The following is an 18,617-nucleotide window of genomic DNA, read 5'->3' as shown; positions in this document are numbered from 1 at the left end:
ACTTATTTTTACATGAAAACCTGACATGTCAAAAATTGGCAGAGTTAAAAAATGAATGGTTAAAAGTAATGTTGTTATATGTAGATTTGAATGGCGGACAGTGAGGGATTCGAACCCTCGGTACCCTTACGAGTACGCATCCTTAGCAGGGATGTGGTTTCAGCCAACTCACCCAACTGTCCAGTAGTTTTGTGGGGAGGATTATAATGCATTTGCCTTAAACTAGAGCTTAAAAAATACCCATTTTTTCAGAAATCTATTTTAAAAACACTGATTTTAGGTAAATCTCGGAAAAACATATTATCATTAGATAAACAATAGAGAAAAGGTATTTTATATGTTACAAAAACTGGGACCACTGATCATTCTTCTTCTGTTTGCAGGCGGAGCATACTTTATGATAAATGGTATGCAGAATGCCATGGATATGGCAGATCACAAAAAAGTGAAGGCAAAAAAAGCTGCAGCGGCTAAAAAGTAGATATTACTTTCAATATTTCATCTACTTTTCCTTTGGGATCGCTGTCTCTATAGACAGGTCTTCCCACAACAGGATAATCGACTCCCTCTTCATAGGCACGTTCAAGGGTCGCAACACGCTGCTGGTCACCGGCATCTTCTCCAAACGGTCTGATACCCGGGCAGAGTGTTAAAAAATCGTTACTCGTGGCATTTTTGATTGCCCTGCTCTCAAACGTTGAACAGACCACACCGTCCAGACCATTCTCAAAGCTCATTTTGGCAAACTGCTCCGCCTTCTCATTAATGCCTTTTTCATAGATCATACGAAAATTTTCTTCATCAAACGATGTCAAGGCTGTTACGGCCAGGACCAAGGGGCGGTTTTCATAGGAAGAGAGCCTTTGCATAACGCTTTTCATGGCTACAGCTCCTGCACTTGCATGAATGTTGAACATGTCAACCCCCAGTTTCGCGATCTCTTCGGCTGCATCTGCCATGGTATTGGGAATGTCATAAAGTTTGAGATCGAGGAAGATCCTGAATTCGGGGTTGATCTTTTTAAGTGCCCCAATAAAAGCTTTTCCGTCGCGTATGTAGGCACGAAACCCCACTTTCATCCAAATGTTGTATGTTTTAAGTGATTCCGCAAGGGCAAGGTTTTCTTCTGCGGAAGGAAGATCAAGTGCTACACATAAATCCATCGTTAATGCCTCTTATTTTTTAGTGGTATAATAATAGCCTAATTTTAATATATAAGGACTAAACGACATGTTTGGAAAACAATCAAAACGATATGACATACCGCAGGATGTTATGGATACATACCAGTACGCCAAGATCAAAACGAACAAAGGTGACATTTGGATCAAACTTTTCCCGGAAGATGCTCCCAATACAGTAGCGAATTTTGCACACCTTGCCAATGAAGGCTTTTACAACAATTTGAAATTTCACAGAGTGATTCCCGGATTTATGGCACAGGGCGGATGCCCCAACTCAGGTCCTGGCGGCAACCCTGCAATGGCAGGCACAGGCGGACCGGACTGGCAGATAGACTGTGAGACAGATACCAGTACACATCCTCACAGAAGAGGGTCTCTTTCCATGGCGCATGCAGGTCCGAATACAGGCGGAAGCCAGTTCTTCATCTGTTTTGCAGCATGTCCCCACCTGAATGGTGTTCATACCGTATTCGGTGCGATAGACGAAGATGATACCGAGAGTTTCATGGTGCTTGACAAGATCGAACAGAACGATGATATTCTTGGCATCGAAATTCACGCAGCAAAAGAGTAGTTCCCCTGTAGGCCGGGGTGTCCCCACCCCGACATTTTGCCAAAGAGAAAGGATACCATGTTTGGATTTTATCGTGTTGCTTCGGCAGTGAACAAGACTATAGTAGCAAATCCTCAGAAAAATGCCGAAGAAATCCTGGCCCTCGTTAACGAAGCCCATGCCAAAAAGGTCAGTGTCGTTGTATTCCCCGAACTTACCCTTACCGGATACACGGCCAGTGATCTTTTTCTCAATCAGACGCTGCTGGCTTCACAGAACGAATCTCTCTCTTATATATTAAAAAATATAGAAGAAATGGATACCGTTGTGATCGTCGGTATCATTTTGCTTGAGGCAGACAGGCTTTACAACTGTGCTGCGGTTCTGCAGAGAGGTGAAATTCTGGGTATCGTTCCAAAATCCTACCTGCCCAACCACAAAGAATTTTATGAAAAACGTCAGTTTGTCTCTGGCCGGGATATCGTACGCACCACTACCGAGCTTTTTGGAAAAGAGATCCCTTTTGGTGTGGATTTGCTTTTTACCGATACCAAAGATATGACTTTCGGAATAGAAATATGCGAAGACCTCTGGGCGGTGACCCCTCCGAGCAACCATATGGCGAGTAACGGGGCCAACCTGCTTTTCAATCTCAGCGCCAGCAATGAACTCATAGGCAAACACGAATACCGCGAAGAGCTGGTACGTACCCAGAGCGCGAGATGTATGGCAGCCTATGTGTACAGTTCGGCAGGAGTAGGCGAATCGACCACCGATACCGTTTATGGAGGTCATGCCCTTATTTGCGAGTATGGCAGCACACTGGTCGAAAATGAACGTTTCAGCCTTGAAAACTCGCTCATAACTGCCGATGTTGATCTGGAACGGCTGCGATGGCTGCGCATCAATGAATCAAGCTACAGTGACGGAAGACGCAAAAAGACACGTACGGTCAAACTGGGAGCATTGCCGCAGACAGGCGAAGTGCAAAGGGAAATCGACCCTGCTCCGTTTGTTCCCTCCCGCTATGCCGACAAGAAACACCGCTGTGACGAAATTGTCCATATTCAGGCACACGGTCTTATCAAGAGAATGGCACATGCCCGCATTCAAAAAGCGCTCATAGGTATCAGCGGCGGGTTGGACTCTACGCTGGCACTGCTTTCCGTACACAGAGCTTTTGAAATGATGGGATGGGACAGCAAAGATATCATTGCTGTAACTATGCCCGGTTTCGGTACGACAAGCAGAACCAAATCCAATGCGGTTAAACTCTGCAAGGCACTGGGTGTAACGCTTAAAGAAGTGGACATTACGGAAATCTCGCGCAAAGAATTTGAAGCCATAGCGCATGACCCTGAAGAGTTGAGCGTTACATACGAAAACGTACAGGCGCGTGCCAGAACGTCGATTTTGATGAATATGGCGAACAAGGTCGGCGGGCTGGTCGTGGGAACAGGCGACCTGAGCGAGATCGCTCTTGGATGGAGTACTTACAACGGTGACCATATGAGTATGTATGCGCTCAATTCCGGCATTCCGAAGACACTGATCCAATATATTATAGAATATTACAAAAGCAATGAAAAAATCGCTGATATCATCGCTGATATTCTTGACACACCCATCAGCCCCGAACTGCTGCCGCACAATGAAGATGAGATCGTGCAGGAAACAGAAAATATTGTCGGGCCTTATGCACTGCATGATTTCTTTTTGTACCATTTCATCAAGTACGGTGCCAAGCCTGACAAAATCCGATATCTTGCACTGAAAGCGTTTGGTACTCAATATGATGAACAAACTGTTTCCCGCTGGCTCAGGGTCTTTTTAAAGCGCTTTTTCACCCAGCAGTTCAAACGCAGCTGTATGCCTGACGGTCCGAAGGTGGGTACCGTTTCGCTCAGCCCCAGAGCAGACTGGAAAATGCCGAGTGATGCCGATGTGGAAATCTGGCTGCAAATGTTGGAAGAAGGAGAATAATATATGAGTAACAATGTCAATAATTTTGCGCTCATTGAGGAGATATGGAATGCTGTAACACACGGTATCGGTTTTACACTGAGTATTGCTGCGCTGGTACTGCTTGTTGTTTTTGCGGTAATGCACGGACACGGCGCATTGCATGTAACAGCCGCTGCGATTTACGGTTCGTCACTGATGGTACTGTATGGCAGTTCAACACTCTATCATGCACTTACCCATAACAGAGCCAAACATATTTTTCAAATCTTTGACCATGCTTCCATCTATGTATTGATCGCCGGTTCCTATACGCCCATTGCACTGATTACCATCGGCGGCGCGTCCGGGTGGGTGCTCTTCGGACTTGAATGGGGCATTGCTGCTGTAGGTATTGCTCTGAAATTCATTTATACCGGACGGTTTGAACTGCTCTCCCTGAGTGCCTACCTGGTGATGGGCTGGCTGATCGTTTTGGACTTTTCTACCTTTAAAGCACATATCGACCCTATAGGTTTTTGGCTTGTGGTAGCGGGCGGGCTGGCATACAGCAGCGGGGTAATATTTTATGTCAAAGACAATATCCGGCATTTTCACACTATCTGGCATCTTTTTGTCATGATCGGCTCAATACTGCATTTTTTCGCTATCTTGTTCTATGTTGTGTAACGGTTAACGATGGCATGTTATAATAAAAAATATTTCAAATATAGGAGAAACCATGCATAAAGAATATGAAGATTTCATTGAAACGGCGCAGAAGAGCATTGATGTACTTGAAGAGAAGATCGGGGAGATGAGCGAAGATTTTTCAGAAGAGGCATCTGACCTCTGGAACGACCTTAAAACATATTTTGACAAGGTAAAGGCAAAGCTTCAGGAATCATCTACCAATGTAGAACTTACAAGCCATCTGGCCATGATGGAAGCACGGGATGTCCTTGAAAATGCCCGTGACAGTGCGGAAGGATTCCTCTCTACTGTTTCAAAAAACACGGCAAAAGAGTTTGATCTTGCAGCACTTAAAGCACATCTTGCCAAAATGGAAGCAGAAGCAGAATGGGAAGAAACGCAAAAAGACATTACCCGTCTTTATGCCGAATCCAAAACAGAGGTAGAACAGATGGCAAAAAAAGCCGGACAGGAAATTAACGATATCATGCTGAAATTGTCACAGGTTATTTAGTATCGTATCAGACTTTGAAGGTACTTTTTCTGGTGAGAAAGTGCCTTTTAACAGCTTTTATAAGAGAATCACCCCATGAAAAGTCTTATTCCTTCTCTACTCATTCTTCTTATACTGGTTTTTGCACTCTTTAAAACCGGTGGACAGCATATCCGTAAAAAACAGAAAACTGTTAACAGTACCTATCTTGAACATGTCAGAAAACATAAAACACCGCATATACGCGAAGAGCTTCGTAAACTTCATACCGTTGCCTATGCAAAAAACTATATTGTCAATGTGATCAAATACGGATCACATCAGTTTGATTTCAAAGGCGGTGAAATGGAGGGCGGGTTTGCTTCACCCAACGATGCACCCAAGATCGCCTGCTATGTACTGAGCCTATCGGGAAAACAGTGTAAAACCCCTTATTCCAAAGATGCCGCCATGTTTTATACCAGTATTTGCGGAGGCTGTCACGGTAATGACGGAAAGGGGCTGGGCGGCGCCTACCCCAACTTGACGAGGGATCCGCTTCTCGGCATAGAGAGGCGTGAGGAATTTTTAAAAAATCTGCTTCATAAAGGTGTGCATTAAACCCGAATAGCACAAAAAGATAACTATTTTATAAAAATAAATTGATTTTTTGTATAAAATAAGCTTAAGTCTAAGAAAAGAAGGTACAATTGTTTCGATGAAAGATGAGGTTCGAGTTCATCTATCGTGTGTTATGTGTGTGTAAAACCCTGCAAGACCCCGAAAGACTCTCACCAATTTGGATTCCGCTTACATCGTGAAGATGAAGTGAAATATAACCCAAAGGTATAACAATGGCAGAATTAGTAAATGGAACAGTGAAATGGTTCAATGATGAAAAAGGTTATGGATTTATCCAGCAAGAAAACGGTGGGAGCGATGTATTCGTACATTTCCGTCAAGTAAACAATGAAGGTGGCGGTCGTGTGACTCTCGCAGAAGGTCAGGCAGTAACATTCGAAATCGGTGAAGGCCAAAAAGGTCCACAGGCTGAGAACGTAACACCGCTCTAATCCTTCTTTTCATTCCCCGGCTTTTTGTCTGCGGGAATGGCATACAGTTGATACTGTTCCCCTCCCCCCCCTTTTTTTTCTTAATATGTAATTTTCAACGCTTTGTCATATGATATTTCAAACAGCACTTCTATCTTTTTTGTTTCATGTGCGTCAAGTGACAGCTTCATTTCTATCTTTCCTTCTTTCGATACCGTATAGTCCACTTTTTTATCTGATTTTACCTCTAACAGTTTTACGGTGATCTTTTGGGTCTCGGAAGTAGGCATACGTTCCGTTACGATCATATTTTTCCGGGCATCGGACTTATTGGTTAAAACAAGTATGAAACCGTCTTTCTTTCGTACCGTACTGCCGAAAATACCGGTTGTTCTTTCTCTTTTGACCAGTGGTTTGCGTGTTACTTTGATGTCAGGAACTGCCTGTGTATACAAACGGTAGGTACCGTTGTCGTATTCGCCTACAGCCGTATCATTGATAGTGCGATCGCCTTCTTTGATCTTCCAGCTGTTGCGTTCTATCTGTGTTTTAGGAGTAAAAGAGCACACATCAAATACAAGGCTGTTTCTATAGGGATAAGCCCTGATCTCGCATTTCAACGGTACTTTCCATGAAGTAACCTCGACATCCACAGCTTTGCCGGATGAAGGCAGAGAAAGATCTTTGATCCGATATTGCCTTGCTGCAAGATACTGTGCTTCCGGGACAAGTGCTTCCACCGGGGAAACTGCAGCGGACATCGCCATCACAGCTGCATCAGACTGCATCATGTTCCTTGATACTTTTTTGGCATACAGGCGTTTTGGTATATATTGGCTTACGATCCATGGAGAAAAATGCACCGGGCGGATGGACTGCTGGGCTCTGCGGTAATAGAACTTTGCTTCATCTGCTTCTATATCTACTCCGCTTCGGTTCGTTACAGAAAGATACTGTGTTACTTTAATTTCTTTTTCTCCATAGAGACGGGCTTCATAGTAAGTGCTGAATTGAACCTGACCGTAGGAAAACACCAGGACAAGAGCATCGGAACATTCTTTTTCCAGATAGAGCGCCTTCCGCGTAGGGGCCTGTCTGCTGAATGTTCTGTTTTGCAGAAGAAGTGTCTGTTTCAATGCCGTATCTTCCGAAGAGAGTCTGGCCTGTTCTTTACCGATACGTTCGGCAGCTTTTATCCAGTTGTTCGCGTCTATGACTTTGGGCTGAGGCAGAGAGACCAGGGTATGAAGTACAGATATGTCTGCCTGGACAGCTTTGAGTTTTTGTTCTGTCTGATTTAAGGTACCGAGTACTTTGCAGAGTCTTTCTTCCTTGGGGCAGGTAATACTTTGGTTCAATACCACAGTACGGCCTTTGCATTTTGCCTTGACATTGTCGGCAAAACCGATGAATGTACCCCGGGGAGTGTATGTATAGATCGAACTGTCCTGATAGACAGCCAAAGAAGAAGCAAGGGACAAGCCTCCCGATAGGGAGAGTACGGTCAGTATTCTGTAAAGTTGCATATCCAATCCTTGTATTGTGAATCAAAGATTATTATAGCCTAAATTTATTGCGTCGTGTTCGTTTCAGCGAGATAGGTGCTGTTCTTTTTCTGAAGGTAGTCATAGATCGCTTTTACTTCTTCATCGGTAAGGTAATAGCGCGGCATGATTTTATGATAATTGTTGACGGAGTTGATCATTGAAGCAAGTGTTTCTTTGCGTATATCAGGTCCCCGCAGCACCTTCTTGCCGTGAATATCCCTGAACTCGACAATGATCCTGCCTTCGCCGTTTTTCCCATGGCATTCGGCACAGCTTACCCCTCTGGGCTGCTGATAGAGCATTTCACCGTATTCATAATGGGAAATGAAATCTTCGTTTGCCGACAATAAAAAGGGCAACAGGAACCACAGATATTTCATAACAGATATTACCTCGTACAGAGGGCTGAGAGATGCCCTAAACTATTTTCGATATAATACCCTAAAAATTCATAAGGGTGCCCTATGCAACTCATTGATGGAAAGAGTCTGGCGAAAAAAGTCCAGGATAATGTAGCTAAAGAAGTCGAAGAACTCAAGCAGGTAAAAAATATTGTTCCGGGACTTGCCGTACTGCTTATCGGGGATGACCCGGCAAGCCATGCCTATGTCAAGATGAAAGCCAAAGCGTGCGAAAAAGTCGGTTTTTATTCCATTACGCACAATATGCCCGAAACCATCTCGCAAGACGAGATCATCGCTACCATAGAGATGATGAATGCCAATCCGCGCATTGACGGTATACTTGTTCAGCTTCCGCTGCCGAAACATATCGATACAGACCGGATCCTCGAAGTGATCGACCCGAAAAAAGATGTAGACGGATTTCATGCCTATAATGTCGGACGGCTTGTCACGGGACTGGACAGTTTTGTCGCGTGTACACCGCTTGGTGTCATGAAAATGTTTGAAGAGTATGAAATAGACCTTCAGGGTAAAGACGTGTGTGTGGTCGGAGCGAGCAATATTGTCGGCAAGCCCATGGCAAGCCTTCTGCTCAACGCCAATGCCACGGTAACGGTCACCCATATTTTTACCAAAGATCTCAAAGCACATACCTCTGCGGCGGACATCGTTGTCGTAGGTGTCGGTGTTCCGGGGCTTATTAAAGAAGATATGGTCAAAGAGGGAGCGATCGTCATCGATATTGGTATCAACCGTATCGAAGACGGTTCTCTAGTCGGTGATGTGGACTTTAAGAATGTGGCGCCGAAGTGTTCCTATATTACGCCTGTTCCGGGCGGTGTCGGACCGATGACCATTGCGATGCTTCTTTCCAACACACTCAAATCAGCCAAAAAAAGGGTATAACCATTGAAAAAAACACTTTCAGGACTCTATCGATTTTCCAGCTCATGGACCGGTACGATCATCATCGTACTTTTCCTCATCTTTTTCGTGGCACAATCCTTTGTGATACCAAGCGGCTCCATGAAACGGACCCTGCTTATCGGTGATTTTCTTTTTGCCAAGAAATTTTCCTATGGTATTCCCACCCCCCATCTTCCTTGGCTGGAAATTCCTCTCCTGCCAGATTTTAACGGGGACGGGCATCTTATAGACGGTTCACGGCCACAAAGAGGGGATATCGTTATTTTCCGCTATCCGAAAAACGAAAAGATACATTACGTCAAGCGCTGTGTTGCTGTCGGCGGCGACGAACTTCTGTATGCAGATAAAAAACTGCTGATCCATTTCCATGAAGGAGATGCGTATATCACAAAACACTATCCCAAAGAAAATATCAGACATCTTCGGGGGAAACTCTGGGTCGAGAATCCGTATATGAAAAAATACCCCGGTATCCAATATGCCCCTGAGGGAATGAACATTTTTGAAGCGCTTCTGAACTACTATGTCTACGGCAAAGAAGTGAATGTGATCCCTGTAATGGTAGAGGGGCTTGATGCACCTAAATATGAAGTGGAAAACAAGATGATCAATGCTTTGTATGCCAAAGTACCCCAGGACAATTTCTATATGATAGGCGACAACCGGGACAATTCCAACGACAGCCGTTTTTGGGGTCCTGTCCCCTACCGTCTTATCGTGGGAAAACCATGGCTGATCTATATGAGTATCGAACACCGCTCTTACGAACGGGTGCTCAAAGGCGGAAAATTCGGCGGCGGCAGAGACCATGCAGGTCTTAAAAGAGTGTGCGGGAAAGTAGCCATAGACTCCAAAGCATGCGAAGCACTCTGGAACAAACAGCGCTACAGCATCCGCTGGGGACGTGTGGGAAGACGCATAGATACATTAGAGCTTGAGCAGCCTATCCAATAATGAATGAATTAGAAATCATCAAAATCATTGCCATGGTCTTCGCATTGGCGATAGCGATCATCGGACATGAGATCATGCACGGCTGGGTTGCCTACAGATATGGAGACAATACCGCCAAAAGTCTCGGACGGCTCAAGATCAATCCTCTTGTGCATATTGACCCGGTAGGAACCATCATCGTACCTGCCCTGCTCTTTTTCTCCGGTGCTCCGTTCATTTTCGGTTGGGCAAAACCTGTGCCCATCAATATCGATACGGTCATCCGCAACGGCGGGACCAACGGTGCCGTGGCAGTTTCCCTTGCCGGGATCACCTACAATTTTGTCCTTGCAGCACTTTGTGCAGTGATTTTCCCTGTTTTTGCACATCCTGATTCGGCCGTCGGAGCCTTTATGGCACTTTTTCTGTACCAGAGTGTGGTACTGAATGTACTGCTCGGTGTCTTTAACCTCTGGCCTATCCCACCGCTTGACGGTGCCAATGCCATCCGTTATCTCGCTGAAGGAATGCACTGGAAATCTTTTGCGGCGTTTTATGATAAAATATATCCCTATGGCATGCTGATACTGATAGCGGTACTTTTTACACCGATTTCAAATTATCTGTTTCAGCCTGTTACATGGATCGTGAAATGGCTGCTGTAAAATCATAACAAGCATCTGAACCAAATTCAGAATCATTTAAAAAAGGAAACTACATGTCAAAAAAATTCTACATCGCAACAGACCATGCCGGCTATATCGTCAAAGCTTATGTCAAAGAAATCGTAAGCGATCTCGGCCATGAGATCATTGATCTCGGGCCGGACAATGCAGACAGAGTGGACTATCCGGATTTTGCCAAAAAATGTACCGAAGCTGTCATCGCCGATCCGGGCAGTTTCGGTATTCTTATCTGCGGTACAGGCATAGGTATGTCCATTTCAGCCAATAAAGTACACGGCATCCGGGCAGCCCTCTGCCACGACCACTATACTGCCAAACTGACGAGACAGCACAATGATGCAAATATCCTGTGTTTCGGCGAGCGTGTCGTAGGCAAAGGTGTTATAGAAGATATGATAGACGCTTTTGCCTCTACCGAATTCGAAGGCGGCCGCCATGCTACCAGAATAGGCAAAATAGAAGCGGGATGCAGCTTCGGTGCGGATTTGGGGTAAGAACACTCCTTCTGCTACTACATTGCCTGTGCCAATGCACCCTGAGCAAAAGAAAGAAGTGCCCTGGGGTGTATACCTCAATTCAAATAACATAAAAACAGCTTCATAATACCATCAAACTTTTTGTATGTGTTCCCACGCTAAGCATGGGAACAAGAAAAGTCTTTTTCTGGATTACAAAATCAACTGTACTTAAATGCTAACAAATACGAGAAGCTAATCATTTTTCTCATGGAAAATGATTGCTTACGTCAATCGTTATCCAAACCAACAACCTTCAAACAACCTATGCTACAATAAACCAAAACAAGACAGTTCATACAAGAGGAAAAAACGATGGATACATTAAGTACTGAAGAAAAAGAGATCATTCTGGGAAGCATAAGAGACATACCCGACTTCCCGAAACCAGGCATTGTCTTCAAAGACATCACTACCCTCCTGAACAACCCCAAAGCACTCAGTACCCTTATGGACCACCTGACAGAACGCTATCTCGGCTATGAGCTTGACTATATTGCCGGTATCGATGCGAGAGGCTTTATTTTCGGTGCCATTCTGGCGGACAGGCTGGGAGTAGGTTTCGTACCGGTACGCAAACAGGGCAAGCTGCCCTACACGACAGTTGCAGAAAAATATTCTCTCGAATACGGTTTTGATGAAGTAGAGATCCACATTGATGCCTTTGGAGAAAATGGCTGCAACTGTGATGGCGAAAGGTCCAAAGTACTGCTTATCGATGATCTCATGGCCACAGGTGGTACAGCCAAAGCCGCAGCCAGTCTCATAGACAAAGTGGGCGCCCACTGTGTAGAAGCCTGTTTCATTATGGAGCTTTCTTTCCTGAATGGCAAAAAGCACTTCCCCGCCCCCATCTATTCTGTACTTGAGATAGACTGAGCGTCTTCTCCGATACACAGAAAATACACACTTCTTTGACTAGAATTGAGGGAACCTTGAGTCAAAGGAAATATCATGATCTATGCCCGCAGCCTACTCTTCCCGGCTCTGTTCGCCAGCTATATTCTCAGCGGATGTTCCGAAACCACAGTCATCACACCGACCAGCAATGCCGAGGCACATCATTACTCGGGTAAGGCATTGGTACTGGTTGCCGTAGACGGTGACGGCAAGCGCGGTGTCCGGCACATTGAACTGAGTACGAAAGAGGAATCCACAGGATACGAGGTCTATTTCCATGATGTACAGCCCAAAAAAGGCTTTATTACCATAGAGATCCCCACACCCAGCAGTACGCTGAGGCTCAAAGAATATTCGCTCTCAGGACATTATGGCTGCAGTCGCGGCAAAGCAGGCTACGGATACGGGGTGAAAGTGATCCCGAAAGTAGAAAACGGAAAACACTATTTTCTCGGAACTATCAATACGAACATGAATACCGTTTACAATGAAATGCCAGCTGCGCTCATACAGGAAGCAAAAAGCAAATACCGCTATACAGCTCACGGCGAGGATATAGCAAAAACCAAACGCTTTAAAGGCATCTTGTCTCTTTGACCGGGGCGTACCCGATAGAGCTACCCTTAACATCGGATTGGATATAATCTCTGCACTATTTATTTGAGAGAAAAACATGGATCTACATAAAACGATATACATTCCGGAACCAAGCCCGTTCGACCCTGACGAACTGGGGCATTTTGGTAAATTTGGCGGTCGGTTCGTACCTGAAACACTGATGCCTGCACTTGAGCAGCTGAGAAAAGATTATGAAGCAGTACGTTTCGACAAAGACTTCTGGGCAGAGGTGGACTACTATTACAAAAATTATGTGGGACGCCCCTCCTCGCTCTACTTTGCAGAGAACCTTTCCAAAGAGCTCGATGCGAAGATCTACCTCAAGCGTGAAGACTTGAACCATACCGGTGCACACAAGATCAATCACTGTATCGCACAGGCAGTACTGGCAAAACGTCTTGGCAGGAAAAAGATCATAGCAGAAACGGGTGCGGGACAGCACGGTGTGGCAACGGCAACAGTGGCTGCACTTTTCGGACTGGAGTGTGAAGTTTTCATGGGTGCCAAAGATGTGGCACGACAGGAACTCAATGTTTTCCGCATGAAACTGCTCGGTGCGAAAGTGCATGCCGTTGAAAGCGGAAGCAAAACCCTCAAAGATGCCATGAACGATGCGATTCGCCACTGGGTGACCCATGCGCGGGATACCTACTATCTTATCGGTACGGTTGCCGGGCCGCACCCCTACCCGATGATGGTACGCGACATTCAGTCCATCATAGGCTGGGAAGCCAAAGCACAGCTTGATGCAGTCGAAGGATGCCTGCCGGACAAAGTCATTGCCTGTATCGGCGGCGGTTCCAATGCGCTTGGTATTTTCAGCCACTTCCTTCAGGATAAAACAGTTGAATGCATCGGCATTGAAGCGGGAGGGGAAGGATTGGACTGCAAACACGGATGTTCACTGGAAAAAGGCAGCCCGGGTGTACTGCACGGACAGCTCAGCTACCTGCTCCAGGATGAAGACGGGCAGATCCAGGAGGCACACTCCATTTCAGCCGGACTCGACTACCCGGGTATCGGGCCTGAGCATGCATTCCTCAAAGATGAAGGCATCGCGACTTACAACCATATTACCGACGATGAAGCGATGGAAGCATTTGTGTGGCTTTCGCAGAGAGAGGGAATTATCCCGGCATTTGAGAGTTCCCATGCGGTAGCCTATCTTAAAAAGATGAAACCTGAAGAGATCAGGGGAAAGACGATTCTTGTCAACCTTTCCGGACGCGGTGACAAAGATATGATGCAGGCAAAAGATATACTTTCAGAACAGTTCCGCTAACACAGAGTCACTGTTATATTTTGAGACTGAAGTAGTCTTTTATGTCTGAATATATGTAGTCAGTGGGGAACAGTACCATTCCCGCTTCTGCGGGAAACAGTTTTTATTTGCCTGTGTGTGCGTGATGGACTTCGATCAAATCTTCTATGCTGGTATCGAGTACATAGACATTCTCATATCCCATCATTTCAAGATAGCCCATGACACGGTTTGCAAACCATCCCTTAAGACAGGCTACAACAATCGGTGAAGTATGGTCTGACGGTAATTCGTCAAGGTACGTTGCAAATTCGGTATACGGTGTGTAGTATGCATTTGCAATATCGGCTTCCTGTGCATTTTCACCGTTGACTTTGGCCGGCGGTCGTACATCAAGCAAGATTGCTCCTGCATCCATAAGCAATTCTCTCGTTTCATGCAAGCCTATCATCCCAAGATTCTCTTTTGTTTTATTGATCTCGATGAGAACATCCACTTTTTCTTTCATTTTATCTGCCATATTGGACTCCTTAAATTATTTATTGATTTTTATTATAGGATAAAAAAGATAACCGTTTTGTAACATAAGTTGCATTTTTCTATTTTTCAGTGTTATGATTTGCATAAGGAGATATTAATATAATTAATTATGATATAATAGTATAATAGTTTATATTAAAGAGAGGATACTTCATGAAAGCATTTATACTTTTATTACTGATGGCAGGACATCTTATGGCAGTCAGTGTTGATGATGCCGCATGGCTGCTTGATGCCCAGACCGATTTGAATAAAGCCTTTAAAAAAGCAGAAACGGCACAGAAAAAACTTTTGCTTATTGTTGTGATCAAGGACGGGTGCAGCTGGTGCGAAATGATGGTACACGAAACGCTGAGCGATAAAAATGTAAGAAACCGCCTGTCCGATATGGTCATTCTTGTTACGGATATTCATTCCAAAACAGCGGAAAACCTCAATACCCAATTGACACCGAGTATGTACTTTATAGATGTTGCTGCCAAAAAAGTGGTACACGAACATATCGGTTTTGAAAAACCCGGAAGTTTTATCATGGATATAGTAACCGCCGAAGACAAGGCCGAATAGGCAGATATTCCGGTCCATTTACCAAGTTTTTGCTATACTCTGCGGGATACAAATTATTTTACTAAGGAAAACAATGAATTTCAATATAACTTCTTCGAAGCTGAAAGATATCAAATCCGACTTGGAGATCATCATAGTCATTGACAAAAATCTGCAGCATAAGACGGTCAAAGACAAAAAACTGCTAAAAAAAGCCGGTTTCACCGGTTCCCAGGATGAACTATGCCATCTTATCGGCAAAAAAAGGCTCTATGTCGGTGCCGAAAATCTCAAAAGCGCAGCGATCCGTGCAGCAGTAGCTACGGCCATGCGTTCTCTTACGGGGAAAAAAGCGTACAAAACAGTGAAGATTGCTGCTTATGTCAGCCATCCGAGATGTTCAGCCTCCATCCGTGCCATAGCAGAAGGTGCCATTTTGGGAAGCTATACCTATACGGAGTACAAAAGCAAAAAGCTCAAATCTCCCGTCAAAACACTTGAACTCTCACTTGAGGGATATGAAGCCCACGAGATTACCATGGAAGTAGCTGCAAGAGCAGTACACAATGGTGAGATCGCCGCAGAAGCAACCAACTATACACGTAATATCGTCAATACACCGCCTGATGATTTTTACCCTGAAAGCATGGCGAAAAAGGCAAAGAAACTTGCCAAAGAACTTGGGCTCGGATGTGACATACTCAACCCCAAAGCACTCAAAAAAGAAAAAATGCATACGCTGCTTGCCGTGGCACGTGCCTCACGCCACGACCCCTGCGTGATTCATTTGAGCCACAAGCCGAAACATGCCAAAAAGGTCATTACACTGGTCGGCAAGGGACTTACCTACGACAGCGGCGGACTCAGTCTGAAACCGGGGGATTATATGGTCACCATGAAAGCAGACAAAAGCGGTGCTTCGGCAGTGATCGGCATTATGAAAGCTATTGCTGAAATGAACCTGCCTATCGAAGTACACGGATTCCTCGGAATGGTTGAAAACATGATCGGCGGAGATGCGTACAAACCTGATGATGTCCTAACTGCAAAAAACGGGAAAACCATCGAAGTGAGAAATACCGATGCGGAAGGAAGACTCGTCCTCGCCGATGTACTCTGCTATGCACAGCAGGAAGTCAAGGCTGACTACATTTTTGACCTTGCTACGCTGACAGGCGCCTGTGTGGTCGGTGTGGGACACTATACTTCCGGTATTATGGGTTTCAGCGACGAAGTGAAAGCACTGGTGGGCAGACAGGCAAAAATTTCCGGCGAGCTGGCGACGGCACTGGATTTCAATCCGTATCTTGCAAAAACCATCAAAAGCGATATTGCCGACCTGTGCAATATTTCCAATACCCGCTACGGCGGAGCGGTAACGGCAGGCTTGTTCCTCTCAGAGTTCATCGATAAAGACCATAAAGAGAAATGGGCACATATCGATATTGCGGGACCGGCATTTGTAGAACATGTCTGGGGAGAAAATCCGAGCGGGGCTTCCGGTGCAGGTGTCAGGATGGTGCTCAGACTGCTTGAAAGCCTTGCACGGGAACAAGCGGCACATTGATTTATTTTATCTATCGATAAGATGAATCAAGATAAAATATATTGATTAAAAAGGAGTTCAGATTATGGAAAAAAGTACAATTTTAGAACAGCTAAGGGCGGCAAAAGCAGCACATATCAACTGGGTTCAGCGTGCCAAAATGCTGATTTCCGGTTTTAAAATAGATGAAGATGCCATCCCGGTCAACTCTACACAATGCAAATTTGGCCAATGGTTCTACTCTGATGCCCAGAAACTCAACGGACTGAGAAACAACCCGTTGGACTGCATGTCGGAAATAGAAAGGCTTCATTTCGAACTTCATGATATTTACATGAATATCTATAAAATCTATTATGATGTGAAACCGCAGGGCTTTTTCAGCAAACTCTTCGGCAAAAAGAAAAAAATAACAGATGACTCTACCAAACTTGCAAAAGAGTATTTCTCTTCTATGGAAGACGTATCCAAAAAACTGGTCAATGAAATCAATCTTATGGAAAGACGTATTGTCGCCCTGCCGGAAAACGACCTGGATGTGCTATAGGATTTCTATTGATACAGCTCGCAGGAAAGCACTTCCTGTGCCATAATATCGGCAACGATATTTCTTGCATTGACCACGTGCTTTATGCCAAGCCCGGAGATCATCTCTTCTTCTGCATTATTCATGACTTTGACGATACTGTTGATGTGTGAACCAAAAGAAGCGATATTCTCGCAAATAAGCTGTTTTTGTATTTCATTGTCTATGGTGACAATGATCGCTGCGCACCGGGAGACATTGAAGTGCTCCAGTACCATTTTCTGCGCTGCATTGGCAAAAAAGATCGCTTCTTCTCCTCCGGCAATGAGATCATCAACCACCTTCACATCATGTTCAAGAATAACATAAAGCAAATTGCGCTCTTTAAATGTTTTGACCAGCCGCTGTCCCAGCGGACCGTATCCGCAGACAATGATATGGTCTTGATAGCTTGCACCGACTATGGCGCGTTCACGCAGGTTTTCCGGCTCATGCATGAAAGTATCGGCTATTTTTTTGATATTTTTCAGTACAAACGGTGTAATGATCATGGAAAGTACTACGGTGATAATGAGTATCTGGTTCAATTCTGCGTCAAGCAGTCCCCTGGTATTGGCAAGAGCGAAGATGGCAAGGGCGAACTCCCCTACTTCAAAAAGTGCCAGTGCCGTTTTTAGCGCCGTACGTTTTTGTATAAAAAATTGCAGCATTCCGTAGAGGAGCATACCTTTAAGCAGCATAATCCCGACAAGCAGTCCCAAAATAATATCCCAGTAAGTGACGATAGCGTGCCAGTCGATCAGCATTCCGATGGAAACAAAGAAGACTCCCAGCAGAATATCACGAAACGGAACAAGGTCTGCTTCAATGCGGTAACGGTACTTCGTCTCGGAAAGCATCATGCCGGCGATGAAGGCACCCAGAGAGTAGGAAAAGCCGAAAACTTCAGCCAAAACCGAGGCGGAAAGCACACCGAGCAGTACGGAAACCAGAAAGATCTCTTCCGAACCTGTTTCCATAATTAGATCAAAAAACCGTTCAAGAAAATATTTTCCCACAACAAAAAGGATAATAAATACCAGTATGGCACTTTCCAGTGTATTGAGCAGCAGCGTGCCTATGGATTCCGAGTGGGAAGTAAAAATGGAAACCATCAGCAGTATCGGGATGACAGCAAGGTCCTGAAATATCAGTATACCCACGGTAGCACGCCCGTAACCGGCATGTATCTCATTGTTTTCATTGAGTATTTTCAGGACGATAGCCGTAGAAGAGAGGGAAAGTGCGAAACCGGTCACAATGGCGCTTTTGGCTTCAAGACCGAATGCCAGATAGCCTATTGTCGAAAAAAGCATCCCGGAGAGCATGACTTGCAGGGAACCAAAGAGAAATACTTCGCGTTTCATATGTTTCAAATGCTTCACGGAAAATTCAAGCCCTATGGTAAACATAAGAAATACAATACCAAACTCTGCCAGATGGGAAAGTACTTCTCTGGAATCTTCTGCAAAATGGTAAAACGACGAGATGGCAAATCCCGAAAGTACATACCCTATCACGGTAGGGATATCAAACTTTTTCAATACAACATTCAACACGGTTGCTATCGCGATCGTAATGATCAGAACCATTAAAATATTTTCCATGTATGCCCTCTTTTGTGTATGATATTTCCATCAATGAAAATTATTATACATTAAATTGATGTATTCTACTCTCTCTTGCTGTACACTAACCCCTCCTTCACCATTATTTCGATAAAATCGCGTATAT

The 18,617-nt window shown here is 44.8% G+C and carries 22 protein-coding genes and 1 tRNA gene; 17 read left to right on the top strand and 6 right to left on the bottom strand.

Annotated features, from left to right (window positions below; translation table 11 throughout):
- Nucleotides 1–91: 91 nt before the first annotated feature.
- Nucleotides 92–182 (bottom strand) — tRNA-Ser (locus F8L24_RS08960).
- Nucleotides 183–337: 155 nt separating this feature from the next.
- Between F8L24_RS08960 and F8L24_RS08955 the strand changes: the two genes are divergently transcribed.
- Nucleotides 338–481: a hypothetical protein gene (locus tag F8L24_RS08955; RefSeq protein WP_294954775.1), complete on the top strand. Its 144-nt coding sequence runs from the start codon at nucleotides 338–340 to the stop codon at nucleotides 479–481.
- Here the strand turns inward: F8L24_RS08955 and pyrF are convergent.
- Nucleotides 471–1,163, bottom strand: a complete 693-nt coding sequence (pyrF, locus tag F8L24_RS08950; RefSeq protein WP_294954772.1) for an orotidine-5'-phosphate decarboxylase — start codon at nucleotides 1,161–1,163, stop codon at nucleotides 471–473. The genes F8L24_RS08955 and pyrF overlap by 11 nt on opposite strands.
- A 67-nt stretch (nucleotides 1,164–1,230) precedes the next feature.
- Here pyrF and F8L24_RS08945 point away from each other — a divergent pair, with 67 nt between their 5' ends.
- The 6 genes from F8L24_RS08945 to F8L24_RS08920 all read left to right on the top strand — a co-directional run bounded on the left by F8L24_RS08945 (nucleotide 1,231) and on the right by F8L24_RS08920 (nucleotide 5,916).
- A complete protein-coding gene (locus tag F8L24_RS08945) occupies nucleotides 1,231–1,758 on the top strand; it encodes a peptidylprolyl isomerase (protein ID WP_294954769.1) in 528 nt (175 codons plus the stop codon).
- 57 nt (nucleotides 1,759–1,815) lie between these two features.
- Nucleotides 1,816–3,720 carry an NAD(+) synthase gene (locus F8L24_RS08940; RefSeq protein ID WP_294954768.1) on the top strand — a complete coding sequence of 635 codons (1,905 nt, stop codon included), beginning with the start codon at nucleotides 1,816–1,818 and terminating at the stop codon, nucleotides 3,718–3,720.
- A gap of 3 nt (nucleotides 3,721–3,723) precedes the next feature.
- Entirely contained in the window at nucleotides 3,724–4,368 is a 645-nt protein-coding gene (locus tag F8L24_RS08935) for a hemolysin III family protein (RefSeq protein WP_294954765.1), read from the top strand.
- A gap of 52 nt (nucleotides 4,369–4,420) precedes the next feature.
- A complete protein-coding gene (locus F8L24_RS08930; protein ID WP_294954762.1) occupies nucleotides 4,421–4,885 on the top strand; it encodes a hypothetical protein in 465 nt (154 codons plus the stop codon).
- 75 nt (nucleotides 4,886–4,960) lie between these two features.
- The gene (locus tag F8L24_RS08925) at nucleotides 4,961–5,464 is read left to right on the top strand and encodes a hypothetical protein (protein ID WP_294954758.1); all 504 of its coding nucleotides are present in this window, start codon (nucleotides 4,961–4,963) and stop codon (nucleotides 5,462–5,464) included.
- Between the two features lie 233 nt (nucleotides 5,465–5,697).
- On the top strand, nucleotides 5,698–5,916 hold the full coding sequence (locus tag F8L24_RS08920) for a cold-shock protein (RefSeq protein ID WP_294954756.1): 219 nt from the start codon (nucleotides 5,698–5,700) through the stop codon (nucleotides 5,914–5,916).
- 80 nt (nucleotides 5,917–5,996) lie between these two features.
- Here the strand turns inward: F8L24_RS08920 and F8L24_RS08915 are convergent, their stop codons facing one another.
- Together F8L24_RS08915 and F8L24_RS08910 are read right to left on the bottom strand one after the other, a co-directional pair.
- Nucleotides 5,997–7,421, bottom strand: coding sequence for a DUF4139 domain-containing protein (locus tag F8L24_RS08915; protein ID WP_294954754.1), 1,425 nt, complete (start codon nucleotides 7,419–7,421; stop codon nucleotides 5,997–5,999).
- A gap of 44 nt (nucleotides 7,422–7,465) precedes the next feature.
- On the bottom strand, nucleotides 7,466–7,822 hold the full coding sequence (locus F8L24_RS08910; RefSeq protein WP_294954752.1) for a cytochrome c: 357 nt from the start codon (nucleotides 7,820–7,822) through the stop codon (nucleotides 7,466–7,468).
- 84 nt (nucleotides 7,823–7,906) lie between these two features.
- Between F8L24_RS08910 and folD the strand changes: the two genes are divergently transcribed.
- The 7 genes from folD (at nucleotide 7,907) to trpB (ending at nucleotide 13,707) form a co-directional block, all read left to right on the top strand.
- Entirely contained in the window at nucleotides 7,907–8,752 is an 846-nt protein-coding gene (gene folD, locus F8L24_RS08905; RefSeq protein ID WP_294954751.1) for a bifunctional methylenetetrahydrofolate dehydrogenase/methenyltetrahydrofolate cyclohydrolase FolD, read from the top strand.
- Nucleotides 8,753–8,755: 3 nt separating this feature from the next.
- Nucleotides 8,756–9,727: a signal peptidase I gene (gene lepB / locus F8L24_RS08900; RefSeq protein WP_294954748.1), complete on the top strand. Its 972-nt coding sequence runs from the start codon at nucleotides 8,756–8,758 to the stop codon at nucleotides 9,725–9,727.
- Nucleotides 9,727–10,371: a site-2 protease family protein gene (locus F8L24_RS08895; RefSeq protein ID WP_294954746.1), complete on the top strand. Its 645-nt coding sequence runs from the start codon at nucleotides 9,727–9,729 to the stop codon at nucleotides 10,369–10,371. The genes lepB and F8L24_RS08895 overlap by 1 nt, the downstream gene beginning before the upstream one ends.
- A gap of 53 nt (nucleotides 10,372–10,424) precedes the next feature.
- On the top strand, nucleotides 10,425–10,886 hold the full coding sequence (gene rpiB / locus F8L24_RS08890) for a ribose 5-phosphate isomerase B (RefSeq protein ID WP_294954744.1): 462 nt from the start codon (nucleotides 10,425–10,427) through the stop codon (nucleotides 10,884–10,886).
- Nucleotides 10,887–11,222: 336 nt separating this feature from the next.
- Nucleotides 11,223–11,786 carry an adenine phosphoribosyltransferase gene (locus tag F8L24_RS08885; RefSeq protein ID WP_294954741.1) on the top strand — a complete coding sequence of 188 codons (564 nt, stop codon included), beginning with the start codon at nucleotides 11,223–11,225 and terminating at the stop codon, nucleotides 11,784–11,786.
- A gap of 75 nt (nucleotides 11,787–11,861) precedes the next feature.
- Nucleotides 11,862–12,404 carry a hypothetical protein gene (locus F8L24_RS08880; RefSeq protein WP_294954738.1) on the top strand — a complete coding sequence of 181 codons (543 nt, stop codon included), beginning with the start codon at nucleotides 11,862–11,864 and terminating at the stop codon, nucleotides 12,402–12,404.
- Between the two features lie 76 nt (nucleotides 12,405–12,480).
- Nucleotides 12,481–13,707, top strand: a complete 1,227-nt coding sequence (gene trpB, locus F8L24_RS08875) for a tryptophan synthase subunit beta (protein WP_294954736.1) — start codon at nucleotides 12,481–12,483, stop codon at nucleotides 13,705–13,707.
- 103 nt (nucleotides 13,708–13,810) lie between these two features.
- Here the strand turns inward: trpB and F8L24_RS08870 are convergent, their stop codons facing one another.
- Entirely contained in the window at nucleotides 13,811–14,206 is a 396-nt protein-coding gene (locus F8L24_RS08870) for a rhodanese-like domain-containing protein (protein WP_294954734.1), read from the bottom strand.
- Nucleotides 14,207–14,379: 173 nt separating this feature from the next.
- Here F8L24_RS08870 and F8L24_RS08865 point away from each other — a divergent pair, with 173 nt between their 5' ends.
- From F8L24_RS08865 to F8L24_RS08855, 3 genes are all read left to right on the top strand, one after another.
- Nucleotides 14,380–14,793, top strand: coding sequence for a thioredoxin family protein (locus F8L24_RS08865; protein ID WP_294954732.1), 414 nt, complete (start codon nucleotides 14,380–14,382; stop codon nucleotides 14,791–14,793).
- A 73-nt stretch (nucleotides 14,794–14,866) separates the two neighbouring features.
- Nucleotides 14,867–16,339 (top strand): leucyl aminopeptidase, encoded by a 1,473-nt coding sequence (locus F8L24_RS08860; protein WP_294954729.1) that lies wholly within the window; start codon nucleotides 14,867–14,869, stop codon nucleotides 16,337–16,339.
- A 64-nt stretch (nucleotides 16,340–16,403) separates the two neighbouring features.
- Nucleotides 16,404–16,865 carry a CZB domain-containing protein gene (locus F8L24_RS08855; RefSeq protein WP_294954727.1) on the top strand — a complete coding sequence of 154 codons (462 nt, stop codon included), beginning with the start codon at nucleotides 16,404–16,406 and terminating at the stop codon, nucleotides 16,863–16,865.
- 5 nt (nucleotides 16,866–16,870) lie between these two features.
- Here F8L24_RS08855 and F8L24_RS08850 read toward each other — a convergent pair whose 3' ends face one another.
- A complete protein-coding gene (locus F8L24_RS08850) occupies nucleotides 16,871–18,490 on the bottom strand; it encodes a cation:proton antiporter (RefSeq protein WP_294954724.1) in 1,620 nt (539 codons plus the stop codon).
- Nucleotides 18,491–18,617 lie beyond the last annotated feature (127 nt).

This window comes from Sulfurovum sp., assembly GCF_015493435.1.
Classification (GTDB): domain Bacteria; phylum Campylobacterota; class Campylobacteria; order Campylobacterales; family Sulfurovaceae; genus Sulfurovum.
The sequence above is the reverse complement of the archived record's forward strand: the minus strand, read 5'-3'. Positions and strand labels throughout refer to the sequence as shown.

Bases quoted from the DNA above. Each gene is read 5' to 3' on its own strand.
- F8L24_RS08955 (WP_294954775.1), top strand. From the start codon at position 338: ATGTTACAAAAACTGGGACCACTGATCATTCTTCTTCTGTTTGCAGGC.
- pyrF (WP_294954772.1), bottom strand. From the start codon at position 1,163: ATGGATTTATGTGTAGCACTTGATCTTCCTTCCGCAGAAGAAAACCTT.
- F8L24_RS08945 (WP_294954769.1), top strand. From the start codon at position 1,231: ATGTTTGGAAAACAATCAAAACGATATGACATACCGCAGGATGTTATG.
- F8L24_RS08940 (WP_294954768.1), top strand. From the start codon at position 1,816: ATGTTTGGATTTTATCGTGTTGCTTCGGCAGTGAACAAGACTATAGTA.
- F8L24_RS08935 (WP_294954765.1), top strand. From the start codon at position 3,724: ATGAGTAACAATGTCAATAATTTTGCGCTCATTGAGGAGATATGGAAT.
- F8L24_RS08930 (WP_294954762.1), top strand. From the start codon at position 4,421: ATGCATAAAGAATATGAAGATTTCATTGAAACGGCGCAGAAGAGCATT.
- F8L24_RS08925 (WP_294954758.1), top strand. From the start codon at position 4,961: ATGAAAAGTCTTATTCCTTCTCTACTCATTCTTCTTATACTGGTTTTT.
- F8L24_RS08920 (WP_294954756.1), top strand. From the start codon at position 5,698: ATGGCAGAATTAGTAAATGGAACAGTGAAATGGTTCAATGATGAAAAA.
- F8L24_RS08915 (WP_294954754.1), bottom strand. From the start codon at position 7,421: ATGCAACTTTACAGAATACTGACCGTACTCTCCCTATCGGGAGGCTTG.
- F8L24_RS08910 (WP_294954752.1), bottom strand. From the start codon at position 7,822: ATGAAATATCTGTGGTTCCTGTTGCCCTTTTTATTGTCGGCAAACGAA.
- folD (WP_294954751.1), top strand. From the start codon at position 7,907: ATGCAACTCATTGATGGAAAGAGTCTGGCGAAAAAAGTCCAGGATAAT.
- F8L24_RS08895 (WP_294954746.1), top strand. From the start codon at position 9,727: ATGAATGAATTAGAAATCATCAAAATCATTGCCATGGTCTTCGCATTG.
- rpiB (WP_294954744.1), top strand. From the start codon at position 10,425: ATGTCAAAAAAATTCTACATCGCAACAGACCATGCCGGCTATATCGTC.
- F8L24_RS08885 (WP_294954741.1), top strand. From the start codon at position 11,223: ATGGATACATTAAGTACTGAAGAAAAAGAGATCATTCTGGGAAGCATA.
- F8L24_RS08880 (WP_294954738.1), top strand. From the start codon at position 11,862: ATGATCTATGCCCGCAGCCTACTCTTCCCGGCTCTGTTCGCCAGCTAT.
- trpB (WP_294954736.1), top strand. From the start codon at position 12,481: ATGGATCTACATAAAACGATATACATTCCGGAACCAAGCCCGTTCGAC.
- F8L24_RS08870 (WP_294954734.1), bottom strand. From the start codon at position 14,206: ATGGCAGATAAAATGAAAGAAAAAGTGGATGTTCTCATCGAGATCAAT.
- F8L24_RS08865 (WP_294954732.1), top strand. From the start codon at position 14,380: ATGAAAGCATTTATACTTTTATTACTGATGGCAGGACATCTTATGGCA.
- F8L24_RS08860 (WP_294954729.1), top strand. From the start codon at position 14,867: ATGAATTTCAATATAACTTCTTCGAAGCTGAAAGATATCAAATCCGAC.
- F8L24_RS08855 (WP_294954727.1), top strand. From the start codon at position 16,404: ATGGAAAAAAGTACAATTTTAGAACAGCTAAGGGCGGCAAAAGCAGCA.
- F8L24_RS08850 (WP_294954724.1), bottom strand. From the start codon at position 18,490: ATGGAAAATATTTTAATGGTTCTGATCATTACGATCGCGATAGCAACC.